This window comes from Amycolatopsis sp. EV170708-02-1 (assembly GCF_022479115.1).
Taxonomy (GTDB): Bacteria; Actinomycetota; Actinomycetes; order Mycobacteriales; family Pseudonocardiaceae; genus Amycolatopsis.
The window spans coordinates 1-15,786 of the sequence record NZ_CP092497.1 but is presented as its reverse complement, the minus strand read 5'-3'; the positions used below and the strand labels follow the sequence as shown (position 1 = coordinate 15,786).

Annotated in this window: 13 protein-coding genes and 1 pseudogene; 10 read left to right on the top strand and 4 right to left on the bottom strand. The window is 66.5% G+C overall.

The genetic code is table 11. The features are described from left to right. Window positions 1–19: 19 nt before the first annotated feature. On the bottom strand, window positions 20–364 hold the full coding sequence (locus MJQ72_RS00070; protein WP_240596931.1) for a hypothetical protein: 345 nt from the start codon (window positions 362–364) through the stop codon (window positions 20–22). Window positions 365–493: 129 nt separating this feature from the next. Here MJQ72_RS00070 and MJQ72_RS00065 point away from each other — a divergent pair, with 129 nt between their 5' ends. The 5 genes from MJQ72_RS00065 (at window position 494) to MJQ72_RS00045 (ending at window position 7,033) form a co-directional block, all read left to right on the top strand. Continuing rightward, entirely contained in the window at window positions 494–1,651 is a 1,158-nt protein-coding gene (locus MJQ72_RS00065; protein ID WP_240596930.1) for an acyl-CoA dehydrogenase family protein, read from the top strand. Then, entirely contained in the window at window positions 1,648–2,814 is a 1,167-nt protein-coding gene (locus tag MJQ72_RS00060; protein WP_240596929.1) for a CaiB/BaiF CoA-transferase family protein, read from the top strand. The genes MJQ72_RS00065 and MJQ72_RS00060 overlap by 4 nt, the downstream gene beginning before the upstream one ends. 45 nt (window positions 2,815–2,859) lie before the next feature. Continuing rightward, window positions 2,860–3,699, top strand: a complete 840-nt coding sequence (locus tag MJQ72_RS00055) for an LLM class F420-dependent oxidoreductase (RefSeq protein WP_240596928.1) — start codon at window positions 2,860–2,862, stop codon at window positions 3,697–3,699. Window positions 3,700–3,816: 117 nt separating this feature from the next. Then, a complete protein-coding gene (locus tag MJQ72_RS00050; RefSeq protein ID WP_240596927.1) occupies window positions 3,817–5,445 on the top strand; it encodes a GMC family oxidoreductase in 1,629 nt (542 codons plus the stop codon). Window positions 5,446–5,458: 13 nt separating this feature from the next. Next, window positions 5,459–7,033 (top strand): succinic semialdehyde dehydrogenase, encoded by a 1,575-nt coding sequence (locus MJQ72_RS00045; protein WP_240596926.1) that lies wholly within the window; start codon window positions 5,459–5,461, stop codon window positions 7,031–7,033. On the opposite strand, the gene MJQ72_RS00040 is transcribed toward MJQ72_RS00045, so the two are convergent. The 3 genes from MJQ72_RS00040 to MJQ72_RS00030 form a co-directional block, all read right to left on the bottom strand. Next, entirely contained in the window at window positions 7,030–8,229 is a 1,200-nt protein-coding gene (locus MJQ72_RS00040; RefSeq protein ID WP_240596925.1) for an MFS transporter, read from the bottom strand. The two genes, MJQ72_RS00045 and MJQ72_RS00040, sit on opposite strands and share 4 nt — an antisense overlap. A 659-nt stretch (window positions 8,230–8,888) precedes the next feature. Then, entirely contained in the window at window positions 8,889–9,818 is a 930-nt protein-coding gene (locus MJQ72_RS00035) for an inositol monophosphatase family protein (protein WP_240596922.1), read from the bottom strand. A gap of 20 nt (window positions 9,819–9,838) precedes the next feature. Further along, the gene (locus tag MJQ72_RS00030; RefSeq protein WP_240596924.1) at window positions 9,839–10,816 is read right to left on the bottom strand and encodes a hypothetical protein; all 978 of its coding nucleotides are present in this window, start codon (window positions 10,814–10,816) and stop codon (window positions 9,839–9,841) included. Window positions 10,817–10,977: 161 nt separating this feature from the next. On the opposite strand from MJQ72_RS00030, the gene MJQ72_RS00025 reads away from it, so the two are divergent. From MJQ72_RS00025 to MJQ72_RS00005, 5 genes and pseudogenes are all read left to right on the top strand, one after another. After that, window positions 10,978–11,448: a hypothetical protein gene (locus tag MJQ72_RS00025; protein ID WP_240596920.1), complete on the top strand. Its 471-nt coding sequence runs from the start codon at window positions 10,978–10,980 to the stop codon at window positions 11,446–11,448. A 295-nt stretch (window positions 11,449–11,743) separates the two neighbouring features. Continuing rightward, window positions 11,744–12,244 (top strand): AMED_5909 family protein, encoded by a 501-nt coding sequence (locus MJQ72_RS00020; protein ID WP_240596923.1) that lies wholly within the window; start codon window positions 11,744–11,746, stop codon window positions 12,242–12,244. Further along, window positions 12,244–12,591, top strand: coding sequence for a helix-turn-helix domain-containing protein (locus MJQ72_RS00015; RefSeq protein WP_240596918.1), 348 nt, complete (start codon window positions 12,244–12,246; stop codon window positions 12,589–12,591). The genes MJQ72_RS00020 and MJQ72_RS00015 overlap by 1 nt, the downstream gene beginning before the upstream one ends. Window positions 12,592–12,935: 344 nt before the next feature. Next, on the top strand, window positions 12,936–14,519 hold the full coding sequence (locus tag MJQ72_RS00010; protein ID WP_240596917.1) for an FtsK/SpoIIIE domain-containing protein: 1,584 nt from the start codon (window positions 12,936–12,938) through the stop codon (window positions 14,517–14,519). Next, window positions 14,516–15,786: pseudogene (locus tag MJQ72_RS00005) on the top strand (replication initiator); the annotation flags it as partial. The gene MJQ72_RS00010 and the pseudogene MJQ72_RS00005, both read left to right, overlap by 4 nt.

Genomic DNA, 15,786 nt, shown 5'->3' with positions numbered 1-15,786 from the left:
GTGTCGAGATCCGCTTGGCCTAACTGAAGATGACCGAGCGCAGGAGAAGTCTGTCCGAGCCCCGGCCGCCGTTGGGGCGGAGCGAGAAGTAGGAGTCGCTCGCGCAATCGTCGTCCAGGAACACCACCGCGGTCGAGTCGGTGTCGTTGCGCGGGCGGAACGCGTCGACGTCCCAGTCGGCTATTTCGGGGAGCTCGATACATTCGCCGCTGGGCGGATCCACCAGGACGCCGATCTGGATCTCTTCGTCTTCGTCGTAGTAGCGGTAGGTGAATTCGCCTTCGGCCGCGGAGGCCACCGCGGGGATCGTGAAGCACAGGGCGACGGCACTGGCGACGGCGAGGAAAGCGGTACGTGTGCGCATGAAAGGTGTCCTTTCCGGAAAACGGGCCCTTCGACGTTAGGACGGTGATCAACATCTCCGGTAGGTCTCGCGGCCAGATCCACTCTGGGGAGTGGACCGAAGTCCGGACGGTGATCGATAGTGAGGGGCATGTACACCGGCAACCCCGACGTCCCCGACGACGTGTTCGCGGACGTTCTCGGCCAGATCAAGGATTTCGTGCGCACCCGGGTGATGCCCCGTGAGCTGGAGATCATGAACACGGACGCCATTCCGGCCGATCTGCGGGCGCAGGCCGCGGAGATGGGGCTGTTCGGTTACGCGATCCCCCAGGAGTGGGGCGGGCTCGGCCTCGATCTGGTGCAGGACGTCGAGGTCGCGATGGCGCTGGGGTACACGTCGCTGGCGTTGCGGTCGATGTTCGGCACGAACAACGGGATCGCCGGGCAGGTGCTGGTCGGGTTCGGCACCCAGGAACAACAGGCCCGATGGTTGCCGGGGATCGCGTCAGGTGAGGTCGTCGCGTCGTTCGCGCTGACCGAACCCGGCGCGGGATCGAATCCGGCCGGATTGCGGACCAGCGCGAAGCCGGACGGTGACGGCTGGGTGATCGACGGCGGGAAGCAGTTCATCACCAACGCCACCGAGGCCGGGTTGTTCGTGGTCTTCGCGCGCATCGACACCGGCATCGCGGTGTTCCTGGTGCCCGCCGACGCGCCAGGCATCACGGTCGGGGCGAAGGACGCGAAGATGGGGCAGGAGGGTTCCCGGACTGCGGACGTGACGTTCTCGCAGGTCCGCGTCGGACCCGAGGCGTTGGTCGGCGGGGACGGCGACGTCGGGTACAAGGCGGCGATGACGTCGTTGGCGCGCGGCCGGATCCACATGGCGGGCCTCGCCGTCGGAACGGCGCAGCGGGCGCTGGACGAGTCGGTCGCGTACGCCGCGACGGCGACCCAGGGCGGCACGCCGATCGGGGATTTCCAGCTGGTGCAAGCGATGCTGGCCGATCAGCAGACCGGTGTGCTCGCCGGTCGCGCGCTCGCCCGTGAGGCGGCGCGGGCGTACGTGACGGGGGAGGACCGGCGGATCGCGCCGTCGGCGGCGAAGCTGTTCTGCACCGAGATGGCGGGCAAGGCCGCGGACCTCGCGGTGCAGGTCCACGGTGGGAGCGGCTACCTGCGCGAGGTCGCGGTCGAACGGATCTACCGCGATGTCCGGCTGATGCGGCTGTACGAGGGCACGAGCGAGATCCAGCGGTTGATCATCGGCGGCGGGCTGGTGCGGGCCGAGAAGAAGAAAGCATGACGCGGCCACTCGACGGGGTCACCGTCGTCGCCGTCGAACAGGCCGTCGCCGCACCGCTGGCCACGCGCAACCTCGCCGACCTCGGCGCGCGGGTGATCAAGGTCGAACGCGTCGACGGCGGGGATTTCGCCCGCGCCTACGACCACGCCGTGCACGGCAGCGGCGCGCATTTCGTGTGGCTCAACCGCGGCAAGGAATCGCTCGCCGTCGACCTCAAGACCGACGAGGGCCGCGACGTCGTCCGGCGGCTGGTCGCGAAGGCCGACGTGTTCGTGCAGAACCTCGCGCCCGGCGCGGCGGAACGGCTCGGTTTCGGCGATCTGCGGGCGGAGCATCCCGAGCTCGTCGTGGTGAATCTGTCCGGCTTCGGCGCGGGCGGGCCGATGGAACGACGCAAGGCCTACGACATGCTGATCCAGGCCGAGGCAGGGCTCATCGCGATCACCGGCACCCCGGACGCGCCGGCGAAGACCGGGATCCCGACCGCCGACATCGCGTCGGGCATGTACTGCGCGCAGGCGGTGCTGGCGGCGTTGCTACGCCGGTGGCGGACCGGCGAAGGCGCGACGATCGAGGTGTCGATGCTGGAAGCCACCGTCGAATGGATGGGGTACGCGCTCAACACCCGGATGTACGCCGGCACCGAGCCCGAGCGGATGGGGCTGAGCCACAGTTCGATCGCGCCGTACGACGCCTTCCCCACGCGCGACGGCCAGATGCTCATCGGCGTCCAGAACGACACCGGCTGGCGCACCCTCGTCACCGACGTCCTCGACGCGCCCGAACTCGCCGACGACCCACGCTTCACCACGAACGTGCGGCGGGTGGCCCACCGCGAGGAGTGCGATGCCGCTGTCGCCGCCAGGACATCACTGTGGACCAACGGCGAGCTCGACGAACGGCTCGCCGCGGCCGGGGTTCCCGCCGCCCAGCTGAAGGACGTCGGCCAGGTCGCCGATCATCCCCAGCTGCGGGCGCGCGATCGGTGGCGCAAGGTCGGCACTGAATTCGCCCGGGTCGACGCGCTGCTGCCGCCGGTGACCTTCGACGATTTCGAGGCGTGCATGGGCGACGTCCCGGCATTGGGGGAGCACACGCGCGCGTTGCTCGTCGAGTCCGGAGTGGACGCCGACGACTACCTTCGCCGTGGCATCGCCCGCTGAATTTCCGCGAGCGACTGGAGGAACTCCAGGTTTACGCTCGAGATCATGCGATTCGCCATCAAGACTTCGCCGCAGGACACCGTCTGGTCCGACATGCTCGCCGTCTGGCAGGCCGCCGACGAGATCGAACTCTTCGAATCGGGCTGGACCTTCGATCACTTCTACCCCATTTTCTCGGATTCGACCGGTCCGTGCCTGGAAGGGTGGGTGACGCTCACGGCGCTCGCGCAGGCCACGAAACGGCTCCGGCTGGGCACGCTGGTCAGCGGGATCCATTACCGTCACCCCGCGCTCCTCGCGAACATGGCCGCGACACTGGACATCGTTTCCGGCGGACGGCTGGAGATCGGCGTCGGCGCGGGCTGGAACGAAGAGGAATCCGGCGCGTACGGCATGGAACTGGGCACCATCAAGGAGCGCAGTGACCGGTTCGAAGAGGCCTGCGAGGTCCTCGTCGGCCTGCTGACCCAGGAGACCACGAGCTTCCAGGGCGAGCACTACCAGCTGACCGACGCCCGCTGTGAACCCAAGGGCGTGCAGAAACCGCATCCGCCGATCTGCATCGGTGGCAGCGGCGAGAAGCGGACCCTGCGCACGACCGCGAAATACGCCCAGCACTGGAACTTCGTCGGCGGCACGCCGGAGGAGTTCGCGCACAAGCGCGAGGTGCTGCACCGGCACTGCGCGGACATCGGCCGGGATCCGAAGGAGATCACCTTGTCCTCGCACGTGCGCCTCGGCACGGACGGCGACTACGCGAAGGTCGCCGCGGAGGCCGAAGCACTCGGTGAAGCGGGGCTCGACCTGGCGATCATCTACCTTCCGCCGCCGCACACCCCCGCCGTGCTGGAGCCGCTGGCGAAGGCGCTCGAACCGCTGCGCTGAGGCCTCGGAGACCGGCCGGGGAGCGAGCGCCCGTTGCGGAACCGGCCGGTCTCGCTATACGGTGACAGAACTAGAACAGGTTACAGTTCTGCACGGTGGGCTGACCGAGGAGCGGACATGGCGAACAGGGCTGCGCGCGGCGACGAGGCCGACTACGTGGTCGTCGGATCGGGCAGCTCGGGCGCCGCGATCGCCGGCAGGCTGGCGGAGGCCGGGGCCAGCGTGATCGTGCTCGAAGCGGGCAAGACGGACGAGAAGATGCTCGTCAAGAAGCCGGGGCTGGTCGGCCCGATGCACGCGGTGCCCCAGCTCAAGAAGCCGTTCGACTGGGGCTACTACTCGGTGCCGCAGAAACACGTTCTCGATCGCCGGATGCCGGTGCCGCGCGGCAAGGTGGTCGGCGGCTCCAGTTCCATCAACGGGATGGTCTACGTCCGCGGCAACCGCGCCAACTTCGACTCCTGGGCCGCCGAGGGCAACAAGGGCTGGGACGCCGACAGTGTCAACGCCGCGTACAAGCGGATGGAGGACTTCGAGGACGGCGAGAACGACTTCCGCGGCGCGGGCGGCCCGATCCGCGTCACCCGCAACAAGACCCCGCAGGAGGGCACGCTCCAGTTCCTCCAGGCGACCGCCGACGCGATCGGCTGCGACATCCTCGACGACTACAACGCGGAGTCCCAAGAGGGCGTCAGCCGGATGCAGCAGAACGCCGCCGACGGCCTGCGCTACAGCGCCTCGCGCGGCTATATCCACCATCTCGCGCCCGCCACCCTGCAGGTCCAGTCCGGGGTGCTGGCGAAGAAGGTGGTCATCGAGAACGGCCGTGCCGTCGGCGTCGAGGTCGTCGACGCGAACGGGGGACAGCGCATCCTGCGCGCGGGCAAGGAGGTCATCCTCTCGGCGGGCTTTGTCGGATCCGCGCAGCTGCTGATGCTGTCCGGCGTCGGCCACGCCGAGCATCTGAAGGAGCACGGCATCGACGTCGTCGCGGATCTGCCGGTCGGCGACAACCTGCACGATCACATGTTCCACGCGCTGACCTTCCGCGCGTCGTCGAGCAAGAACCGGGGCACGCCGCCGTACTTCGCGCGCGGCCTCGTCAGCGAACTGATGCGGCCCGGCACGACGTTCCTGGCGAACTCGGTCTTCGAGGCGGTCGCCTTCCTCAAGACCTCCCAGGCCGCCGAAGTCCCGGATCTCCAGCTGCATCTCCTGCCGTGGGCGTACGTGACGCCGAACCAGGACGCGCCCATCCGGCACGACGTCGACAAACGGCCCGCGCTCACCGTGCTCACCACGCTGATCTACCCGAGGAGCCGCGGCACGCTTCGTCTCGCTTCGGCCGATCCCACGGCGGCGCCGCTCATCGACTTCCAGTACCTGTCCGATCCGGCCGATCTCGAGGTGCTCGGCGAGGGCTCGGAAATGGTCCGCGAGATCTTCGCGTCGAAGGCGTTCAACGGTTCGATCAAGGAGGAACTGCACCCGGGCGAAGCACTGCGGGGACAGGAACTGCGCGACGCGATCCTGAACCGCGCGACCTCGGTCTACCACGGCGTCGGCACCTGCCGGATGGGCGTGGACGAACTCGCGGTCGTGACTCCCGACCTCAAGGTCCGCGGTGTCGAGGGCCTGCGGGTCTGCGACGCCTCGATCATGCCGTCGATCACCGGTGGCAACACCAACGCGCCCGCCATCATGATCGGCGAGATGGGCGCGCAGCTCGTCCTTTCGGACAACTGACGGAAAGAGGGCCATGACCGTCACACCGCTCGCGCTCACCCGTCCGGCGTCGGTGACCGACGCGTTCCTCCGGCGGCTCGTCGCCCGTGTGCCGGGCTCGTCCGGCGCGACCTGGAAACTCACCGAGGTCTACACCAGCGAGGTGCTCGTCGAGCTGCCCCAGTCGACTCCCGCCGACATCGAGCAGGCGTTCACCACGGCGCGCGCCGCGCAGGAGAAGTGGGCCGCCACGCCGCTCAAGCAGCGGCTGGAGGTGTTCAAACGGGCGCACACGCTCTTCGTCGACAACGCGCCGGCCGTCACCGATCTCATCCAGGTCGAGAGCGGCAAGAACCGCCGGATGGCGATCGAGGAGACCTGCGATCCGGCGATGGTGATGAGCCACTACCTCACGCGGGCGGCCAAACTGCTGGCGCCGGTGAAACGCGGGGGACCGGTCCCATTCCTGACGACGTCCACCGAGATCAGGCAGCCCAAGGGCGTGGTCGGGATCATCGCGCCGTGGAACTTCCCGTTCGCCACCGGCATTTCCGACGCCGTCCCGGCGCTGATGGCCGGCAACGCGGTGGTGCTCAAGCCCGACAACAAGACCGCGCTCTCCCCGCTTTACGGCGTCGAACTGCTGGAGCAGGCAGGGCTGCCGAAGGGGCTGTTCCAGGTGGTGTGCGGCGAGGGCCCGGACGTCGGACCCACGCTCATCGGCCAGGCGAACTACGTGATGTTCACCGGTTCCACCGCGACCGGCCGGGTGATCGGCGAACAGGCGGGCCGCAACCTCATCGGCTGCTGCCTCGAACTCGGCGGCAAGAACCCGATGATCGTGCTGGAAGACGCCGATCTGGACGAGACCGTGCAGGGCGCGATCTTCGGTGCTTTCGGCAACACCGGGCAGATCTGCATGCACATCGAGCGGATCTACCTGCCGGAGTCCCGCTACGAGGAGTTCAAGACCGCGTACGTGGCCAAGACCGAGGCCCTCGACGTCCGTGCCGCCTACGACTTCGGGCCGGACATGGGCTCGCTCGTCTCCGTCGACCACATGAGCCGGGTCAAGTCGCATGTCGACGACGCCGTCGCGAAGGGCGCGACCGTCCTTTGTGGAGGAAAGCCCCGGCCCGACCTCGGCCCGGCGTTCTTCGAGCCGACGATCCTCGAAGGCGTCACGAAGGACATGCTCTGCGGCGTGACGGAAACCTTCGGACCCGTTGTCGCACTCCACAAGTACCGCACGGTCGACGAAGCCGTCGCGCTCGCCAACGACACCGAGTACGGCCTCAACGCCTCGGTCTGGGGTGGTGACGTCGGCGCCGCCCGCGCCGTGGCCGCGCGGATCGAGTCCGGCAATGTCAACATCAACGACATCCTGGCCACCGCGTACGCCTCGAAGGGGACGCCGTCCGGCGGAGTCAAGAACTCCGGCGTCGGCGCCCGCCACGGGGACCAGGGCCTGCTCAAGTACACCGACGTCAAGAACGTCGCGGTGCTCAAGAAGCAGGTCATGGGTCCCCGCGGCGGCCAGACCTACGAGAAGTACGTCGACGGGATGCTGTCGGGGCTGAAACTCATGCGGCGCTTGCGTATCCGCTAGACCTCGTCGGTGTGCTGCGGAGCGGCCAGCACACAGGCGATGCTCAGCACGCACATCCCGATCAGCAGGCCGATCGCCGGCCAGATGCTGCCGGTCGCCTGGAACAGCAGCGTCGACACCAACGGCGAGAGGCCGCCGAACAGCGCGCCCGCGAGCTGGTACGACAGCGAGATGCTGGTGTAGCGTGCCCGCGGCCGGAACATCTGCGACAGGATGGCGGCGATCGGGCTGTAGGTCGCCGTCATCGCCAGGCGCATCGCCACGAACGCCGCGATGATCAGCACCGCGTTCTTGGTCGACAGCACCAGGAACTGCGGGGCCGCGAGCACGGCCACCCCGACGAGACCGATCACGACCACCCGCACCCGGCCGAAACGGTCGCCGAGCCAGGCCGCGCCGAAGCTCACGGCCAGTTCCACGAAGGCCGCGATGGTGAGCGCGTTGAGCACCAGCGATTCGGAGACACCGACAGCCGGATCGGTCGCGTACGCCGTCGCGAAGGTGGTGACGAGGTAGTAGCCGCCGACCGCGACCGGCAGCACGCAGATGCCCAGCAGGATCGGCTTCCAGTTCGTGCGGACGGCGTAGAGGATCGGCACGCCGGTCTCTTCGGCGGTCTCCTCGAAGACCGGTGACTCCTCGACCTTCAGCCGCACGACGAGGCCGACGCCGATGAGCAGCACGGACGCGAAGAAGGGGATCCGCCAGCCCCAGGTGGCGAGCCATTCGGTGCCGCCGATGCTCAGCAGGCTGAACAGACCGGTGGCCAGCAACGCGCCCGCCGGGTTTCCCGCCTGCGCGAAGGCACCGTAGAAGGTCTTCTTGTCCGCCGGCGCGTGCTCGACGGCCATCAGCACGGCGCCGCCCCACTCGCCGCCGACGGCGAGCCCCTGGACGAACCTGAGCACCACGAGCAGGACGGGCGCCCACGTGCCGATCTGGTCGTAGCCGGGCAGGCAGCCGACCAGGAAGGTCGCCACGCCCATCATGGTCAGCGTGACCACGAGCGCGGTCTTGCGGCCGACCCGGTCACCGACGTGCCCGAACACGATGCCGCCGAGCGGCCGCGCGAAGAACCCGACGGCGTACGTCGCGAAGGCCGCCGCGACGCCGGTCAGCCGGTCGCCGGTGGCGGGGAAGAACACGGTGCCGAAGACGAGGCTCGCGGCCGTGGCGTAGATGTAGAAGTCGTACAACTTGATGCCTGGTGGATGCCACCTCGGTGCCTGGGGGCTAAAGGTGCTCTGACCTGCCTCTTTCGGACCGGTTGTGTCCCGCTGTGTCCGGCCGTGTCCTGTCGTCTGACGGCCTGTAGACGGCCTGGCGGGCAGGCGGTCATGCCCGGGTTCGAGCTGGGTGTTAGCAACCTGATCATGTGGGAAAGCAGGAAACGATAGCCCCGCTTCAGAACAAGAGGCGGGGCTATCGCTGTGTCCTGGCCCAATGCCGGTCCCTGTTCTGCCCCCGTCCCCCTCGTCCCTGCTGCCTCTAGCGCCGGTTCGGTCGTGTCAAGGCACGCTTTCCCGCCTTGATGCGGGCGGGCCGGTGTTAGACGCTGAAAGGCGAGGGAGCCCCGGTGACCACTCCACGTCAGTCGGGTGGGTCGGGTGACCTGGCCGTGTTGCTCCTGGGTCTCCGTCGTCGTTGGTGGCGCGCTGCGGGTGCTGCCCTGCGGCGGGCTCGCCCGGCGGCGCCTGCCGGAGCGGAGCGGGAGGCCGGCGTCGCCTCCTGGGCGTAGCCCGCCGGACGGGTGGTGACCCGCGCGCCGCCAACGGCGGCGCCTTGATCCCATAGAGCCAAATTCGGCAGGCAACGCATGTAGCCGTCGCCTGCCGAAGTGAGAGGTACAGAGGGGCTACACGCGCAAGGATTTCAGGATCTCGTCGGCAAGGCTGGCGCTACCGGCGGCGATGAACTTTTGGCGCGGGTCCATCGCTGCACCAATGTCGGCAAGCGAATGAAAGCCGTAGTCAAGAGGGATCGGTCGGCCGTGCAGGTCGATGACGGCCCCGCCTGCTGCGTGAAGTATGTAGTGGCCTGGTGCGAGATCCCAGATGGCGAAACCCTTGGCAAATTCGACGGTGGCATCGGTCATCCCTGCGGCCACATGACACAAGCTCACCGAGCCGAAGTCGACGCCAATGCGCCCCTTCTTCTTGTCCCCGGCGGACGGCGCGCTGAGCGCAGCGAGAAAATCCCTTTGCTGTGCAAGGGAGACAAACCGTGTGTCTGGCCGCATGAGGTAGTTGGTGACCAACGCTTGCGACAGAGAGGCTTGGGACGGTCGATCGAGAACGTATTCCGTCGAGTCGGCGGTAACCATGAACGCGCGGTCCACGCCTTGTGCATCTCGCGCGCCAATGTAGAGCTGAATGTGATGGAAGATATCTCCGATCACCGAAACGATCGGTCGCGCAAGCGAGCGCGAGTAGACCATGATGTGGGTGTAGCCGTACAGGCCCCGCACGGCAAGTTCGCTCGTGTCCAGCGGATCAACCAAGACGCACAGATCGGGGTCTGGGTCCGGGCCGATCACCTCGGGATCAGCTTCCTCTGAGGCGTACACGAACGAACGGACGTGTTTGGCGATTTCCTCTTTGTAGCGTTGGTGCATCCAGAGGTCGAAGTCTGAGAGAAAGTTGTCACTGTGTCGTAGGTTTTCATGCTCACTACGCTTGCCTGAAAGGGCGGCGTATTCAAGCCGCGGGCGTATTTCGAGCATCATTGCCTTGACTGAATTGGCGATATTTGCCGCCAGATCAGGAATCAAGCTGTCGGGCTTCATTGATTGGCCACCTTCGAGGTTTAGCGCAGTTCCAATGGGGGTTCAATGCCGGGCGGGCTCATGGTTGCAGCGATGAAGATAGCCGAGAAGTCTGCCTTGCGCAGGTTTTGCACGCCCGCGAGGTCGTCAAAGCTGTACGCGCGGGGGTCGTCCCCGTGGGTCATGGCGCCAAACACCGCAAAGTAGAGGTCTGCCGTCGGGTAGCGCTCTCGGACCTGTTTTGCGAGGTAACCAATTGCGTCCGAGTGTTTGACTTCGAAATCGCACAATACGATCGTGGGATGGTCTTTTGATTCCGGGAAGACGGAAGCGTCATCGAGTTCAATTCCGCCGCGAACCTTGTTGCAGCGAAGGTATCCGATAGGGCATCGCGAGAACCGTGAGGAAGAAAGAAAGGTAGCCATTACCAATCCGGCCTCGTTGATGCCGAAGCAAATATCGACGTCGAGACGGCTTCCGAGGTTCTTGATCTGGCTTCCGAGTCGTTCAATGCCAAGGCCAAAAGTTTCCCAGTTGAGATCCAGGAGACTTCCGGGCTGGGGGTTTGGTAGGGAAAATACGTCGATCTTCGCTTCGCCGAATTCGGCACGGGGAACCGATAGAGTAAATTCCTCGCCGATTTGGCTTCCGTACGGAGCGCGGCGCACTTCGGGTTCGAGGCGAGTTTCCTCGGGCTGCTCCGGGGTGGCACTCGGTGGTTCGGGTACGAACTCGATTCCGCCGTCGTGGGGCTCGAAGAGTTGTTCGGCCTGCCAGCCGGGGAGCATTGCTTCAAGGATGCGGCAATGGTCGGCGTAGGGAAGGCCGACCATGTCACCGGATAGCCACCGATAGAACTGGGCCTTGCTGGGGGCGCCGCCTCGTAGGCTCTTGTCGACCCTCTCGGCCACCTTGTCGTACTCGCGACAGAACGCGCGGTAGCTCTGCAAGTGCCGTCCCCTGAGCAGCACTTTGAGAACGATGGGGCGGGCCTCCGACGTGGCCGTATCGGTGCTCATGAGACCAATCTAGCACGCGAGACAAGACAAGATGAGACAACATGAGCACGCGATGCGTTCAGGTGAGTACTCCATGGTGTCGTGACGGGACACCTGTTTGGCCGATTGTTGTAGGTACGCCGGTAAAGGCGGAAACGACAAGCGGAAAGGTTCAACACGACATGGCGATCGAAAAAGGTATCCGGTTCAGCATCGAGCACGACGACGCGTTCCCTATGGGTCTGGTGATGGTGGGAGAGGTGTCGGCGGACAACGAGTACCAGTCGCGTGAGGACAAGGCGCAGGGGCGGCCGGTGCGGCAGAGGGTCGATGAAGTGACGGGTAAGCGGCAGTGGAAGTTCACGGCGACCGATCCGGGTGAGGCGAAGGCGAAGCGGGCATCGTTTGAAATCACGTTGCTGGCTGATGTGCAGCCGGTGCCGACGACGGCGGAGGTGATGCCGGGGATGCGGCCGGTGGAGCTCGACGGGTTGACCGCTGAGCCGAAGGTGACCGGGCAGGGCGAGTTCAAGTACCTGGCCTACATGTTCCGCGCGACCGGGTTCAAGGCTGCGGCGAGTGGCTCGGGTTCGGCCCCGGGTGGGAAGGCGGCCCGGTCGACGGCGGGTGAGTCCTCGGCCAAGGCCGCGTGACGGCACTGACTTCTACAGGGAAGTGGTGTCGTGATGCCGAACAAGCGGGTATCAGCGTGGGAGACGGCCTATCGCGCCTATCGGGACGCGTCGGACGCGGACGCACGGTCGCGGGGCACGAATCCGGAGGTTGCCTGGGAGATGGCGGCGGCGTCGCGGTCGGTCGCGCAGGCCTGGCGGGCGTTGGCCGGTGACCGTGATCAGCCGTGGTGGGTGGTTGCCGCCGTGGGCTCGGCCGCGCAAGCGTTCGAAGACCAAGCACGGGAGTGGGAACGCAGGGCAGGAGGTGACGAGTATGCGGGAGGGGTTCGGTCCGACATGGGTGATCTCCCGGTGGGACGAGGCGACAGTGGAGGAGACTGGTTCGAGTCCGGAATCACCCCCGGCGCTGGTGCTGTCGGGTACGGCTGGCCTGCTGCTGATCAGGCCCCCGGGCGACCGGAGCACTTGGCCGGACCGAGCCGCCTTCCTTCGCCGACTCCGCGATTGCGCGGACGAACTGGCGGCGCTGCTCGAAAGCCGCGCAAGGAACGGGGTCTGTGATGACTACCCGGGCAGGAATGAGCCGCAAACGCTCAAGGATGCTCACCACGTTGCGGCGTCCACTCGGCCGCTGCCGGGCTCGAACCTCGCAACGTGGCTGAAATGGCGGCAGGCCAACGCAAAGATGTACCGCGCAGTGTCCGATGTGGACCGTTTCCATCATCACGAGATTCGGTACTGGGTCGCACACGAGGAAGACAAGGCGGAGGAGCTGGCGGCGAGGATCGCGAAAGAGAAGGCGGAGACTCGCTGATGGCGCTTGATTCTGACGTGGTCGTCGAGCTTGCCGACCGTTACGTGAATGAGGGGAGAACTATCGAGGGCCTGGCTCAGCAATACGGGTTCAGCTATCGGGCGGTCCGAACGGCGCTCCTCGGTGCGAAGGTCAAGCTTCGCCCCCCAAAGGTCCCGCTGCCGCCAGCGCCTCCGGGTCTGGTGAACGCTTACAACGGCGGCCACACGATTCAGCAACTGGCTGACATTCATGGCATGAGCTGCGGCCAGACTCGGCGGGTCCTGCTGGCCGAGGGTGTTCAGCTTCGCCCACCCGGCAGGCAGGCTTCGACGCAGTGGGGAGCGGATCGAATCTCGCGCTACTAATTCAGATAGACCGAACGAAAAGTCAATATAGAAACAAAAACGCGCGTGAGGACGTGCGATACATAAACACGTCCTCACGCGGCTAAAAGTGTCCCATAAGAACGCAGAACCGGCCTTGGTCGGCAAACTGAAACCGGTTCTGCGCCTGTCCACTGGAGCAAGTGAACAATGAATAAGATAAATGATGACACGCGGCGCGCGTCAACGGGGGTCACCCGAACGCGCTGTACGGAATGCAAACGGTTCGCTCGGCTGCTGCCGGGTGAGGAGAAGTGCTCCCCGTGCATGGGGATGCTGCCGCTGCCGATCGTGGTTCCCGCTGCTGGTCTGCGGGGTGGTCGGCGATGAACACGCAGGAGATCATGACCACCCTTGCGGTCGGCGGCGGTCTGGCGGTGGTGCTGTGGGTGCTGGCCAAGGTCGGCCGTGTCCTGGCGAGTGTGCTGGAGGCATTGGCCGCGCTGGCGGTGCTCGGAATGGCGCTGTGGGGCCTGTTGCGGGTGGTCGGCTGGATTGTTCGGCAACTGGTCACGCGCTGGCGTACCTGCCTGGCACTGCTGGCTTTGTGGGCCTGGTGCACCTGGCTGGGCTGGATCTCGCTCGTCGTCACGGTGGGCGTGCTGGCGGTCGTGCTGCTGGTGTGGTGGCGGCTGGACGAGGTGGGCTATGACCAGTGGTGCGGTCGGTGGCTGCGCGGGTGGTGGCTGCGCTGGGCGCTCTACGGTCGGAAGCTGGCCGGTTGGCTGCACGCCTGCGGCCTGACTGTCCGGGATGACGCGATTCCCGTTGATGTGACGGTGAATCTGGTGTCACGTCGGCGTAAGCGTGAGGCGGTCGCGAAGGCTCGGCAGGCATCCGGGGTGGCAGTGCCGAAACTGCTGTCCGTGCGCTCCGGCCCGTCGTGGGATGAGGTCCGGGTCCGGCTGGTTCCGGGCCAGAAGCCGGAAGACTTCGATGAGGTCGCGCGGGAGCTGGCGGTGGCGCGCAAGGTTCAGCGGTGTCAGGTGCGGGAGCTGGAACCCAATGTGGTGTCCATCGACTTCATGCGCCGTGATCTGCTCGACGCGGCGGTGACGTGCCTGCCTGTCCCGGAGCTGCTGCCCACCGACGGGTCGGGGGTGGATCTGCGGGCGGTCTATGCGGGGTCGACGGAGTACGGCACGCCGTGGACGCTGCCGCTGATGGGTCGTGGCGCGCACACGTTGGTGGCTGGCGCGACCGGGGCCGGTAAGGGCTCGGTGATGTGGTCGCCGCTGGTGTCGGCTGCCCCGGCCATCCGGGCCGGTCTGGTGCGTGTGTCGGGGATCGACCCGAAAGCGATGGAATTGTCCTACGGGCGCGGGATCTTCACCCGCTACGGCCAGAGCGGTAAGGAGGCTCTGGAGATCCTGGACGCGCTGATCGATGAGCTGGAGAACCGTAAGCGCGTCTTCGCGGGAAACACCCGTGAGGTGCCGCTCTCGACGGAGTATCCGTTGGAGCTTCTGGAGTTCGACGAGATCGGCGCGTTGACCCGCTACACCGACCGCAAGACCCGTGAGGCCATTGTGGAGCGGGTAGCAGTGCTGGCCACGCAAGGCCGTGCGCTGTTGTTCACGGTGCGCGGCTATGTGCAGGAGCCGACGAAGGAAACCGTTCCGGTGCGGGAGTTGCTGCCCCGGCGGGTGGCGCTGCGGGTGACGTCCAAGTCGCAGGTTCCGATGGTGCTCGGTGACGGCGCGTTCGAGCGCGGGGCGTGGGCGAACCGGATTCCGGAGTCGGCGGCCGGTGTCGGCTACGTGTGGGGAGAGGGCATCCGCGAACCGCTGCGTGTGCGGGCGGGCTGGGTGTCCGATCAGACGGTCAAGCATCTGGAGCACTACGTCACCAACGGTGGCGCGTCGGTGGTGCACCTGTCAGATCGGCGCGGCGAGAGGGGGACGGCATGACCACCACCGAAATCACGAATTCGCAGGTAGAAGCGGGTGCGGACGCCCGGCCGGCACCCCCGAATGGAGTAGGGGTCAGGGTAAGCCGCGGGACGCTGTCAGCGGAGGTCGTGAAGGCCACTGCGGAGAAGCACGGCGTGTGTGTTCGGCCGTTCACTATGGAGGTCGGAGACACCGAAACCGGCGAGATCCGCTACGTGCCTGTGCCGTGCGGGTCCACTGTGGAGTCGGTGTGCCTTCCCTGTGCTCGCAAGGCAAAGGCGCTGAGGCAGGCACAGTGCCGCGAGGGCTGGCACATGACCGAAGAACCCGTGATCACCCGCGAGAGGCCGTCAGAGACGCAAACGGAGCTACTGGAGTTCCGGGCTGACCTGGCGGCGCACTACCGGGACGCGATCGAAGCCGGGGATGAGGTCGAGGCGGAGGAGCTGCGGGCAGAGGTCGCCTCGGTGGACGAGGAGCTGCGGGCGTCCGGGATGACGGGGCGCCTGCCCGCTCTCGACGTTCCGGAGAAGCGTCCGGTGAAGCGGTCCACGAAGCGGCGGCAGGATGCGCCGAACCTGCCTCGGCGCAAGGTCGCCAAGACCACCGTGGGTCGTGAGTACGCGGGGAAGTTCCGGCCGTCGATGTTCGTCACGCTCACCTGCGACACCTACGGCCCGGTGCGGTCCGATGGTTCGCCGGTGAACCCGTCGACGTATGACTACCGGCGGCGGCTCGGGACGCGGTGCACTTCTCGGCGCTGGTGGACAGGTGGTGGCAGAACCTGCGGCGCGTGGTCGGCTGGGATGTGCAGTACTTCGCCACCGTGGAACCCCAACGGCGGGCGGCTCCGCACCTGCACACCGCGCTCCGGGGCTCCATCTCCCACGAAGTCATCAGGATGGTCACGGAGGCTACCTACCATCAGGTGTGGTGGCCCAACCATGACGAGATCGTGTACACGGACCGGGAACCGTTGTGGGACATGGATTCCCGCTCGTTTGTGGACCCGGACACGCGGGAGCCTCTGCCGTCGTTCGACGAAGCTCGGAGGCGGTGGAGGAACCGGCGCACGTGGTCACGTTCGGCCGTCAGGTGCACTCCAAGGGGATCTTGGCGGCACGGAGGAATCCGGGCGTCATATCGGCTACCTGACCAAGTACCTGACGAAGTCGACGGGTGAGGTGGTCGACGCTGACACTGCGGCGCAGCGGGATCACCACGACCGTCTTCACGCTGAACTGTCGGTGACCCCGTGTTCGCCTCGGTGCGCGGTGTGGCTGCT

What these genes read in the sequence shown, in the direction of transcription:
- MJQ72_RS00020 (WP_240596923.1), top strand. Translation starts at nt 11,744, where the DNA reads ATGCGGGAGGGGTTCGGTCCGACATGGGTGATCTCCCGGTGGGACGAG.
- MJQ72_RS00070 (WP_240596931.1), bottom strand. Translation starts at nt 364, where the DNA reads ATGCGCACACGTACCGCTTTCCTCGCCGTCGCCAGTGCCGTCGCCCTG.
- MJQ72_RS00050 (WP_240596927.1), top strand. Translation starts at nt 3,817, where the DNA reads ATGGCGAACAGGGCTGCGCGCGGCGACGAGGCCGACTACGTGGTCGTC.
- MJQ72_RS00010 (WP_240596917.1), top strand. Translation starts at nt 12,936, where the DNA reads ATGAACACGCAGGAGATCATGACCACCCTTGCGGTCGGCGGCGGTCTG.
- MJQ72_RS00015 (WP_240596918.1), top strand. Translation starts at nt 12,244, where the DNA reads ATGGCGCTTGATTCTGACGTGGTCGTCGAGCTTGCCGACCGTTACGTG.
- MJQ72_RS00030 (WP_240596924.1), bottom strand. Translation starts at nt 10,816, where the DNA reads ATGAGCACCGATACGGCCACGTCGGAGGCCCGCCCCATCGTTCTCAAA.
- MJQ72_RS00055 (WP_240596928.1), top strand. Translation starts at nt 2,860, where the DNA reads ATGCGATTCGCCATCAAGACTTCGCCGCAGGACACCGTCTGGTCCGAC.
- MJQ72_RS00065 (WP_240596930.1), top strand. Translation starts at nt 494, where the DNA reads ATGTACACCGGCAACCCCGACGTCCCCGACGACGTGTTCGCGGACGTT.
- MJQ72_RS00025 (WP_240596920.1), top strand. Translation starts at nt 10,978, where the DNA reads ATGGCGATCGAAAAAGGTATCCGGTTCAGCATCGAGCACGACGACGCG.
- MJQ72_RS00035 (WP_240596922.1), bottom strand. Translation starts at nt 9,818, where the DNA reads ATGAAGCCCGACAGCTTGATTCCTGATCTGGCGGCAAATATCGCCAAT.
- MJQ72_RS00045 (WP_240596926.1), top strand. Translation starts at nt 5,459, where the DNA reads ATGACCGTCACACCGCTCGCGCTCACCCGTCCGGCGTCGGTGACCGAC.
- MJQ72_RS00060 (WP_240596929.1), top strand. Translation starts at nt 1,648, where the DNA reads ATGACGCGGCCACTCGACGGGGTCACCGTCGTCGCCGTCGAACAGGCC.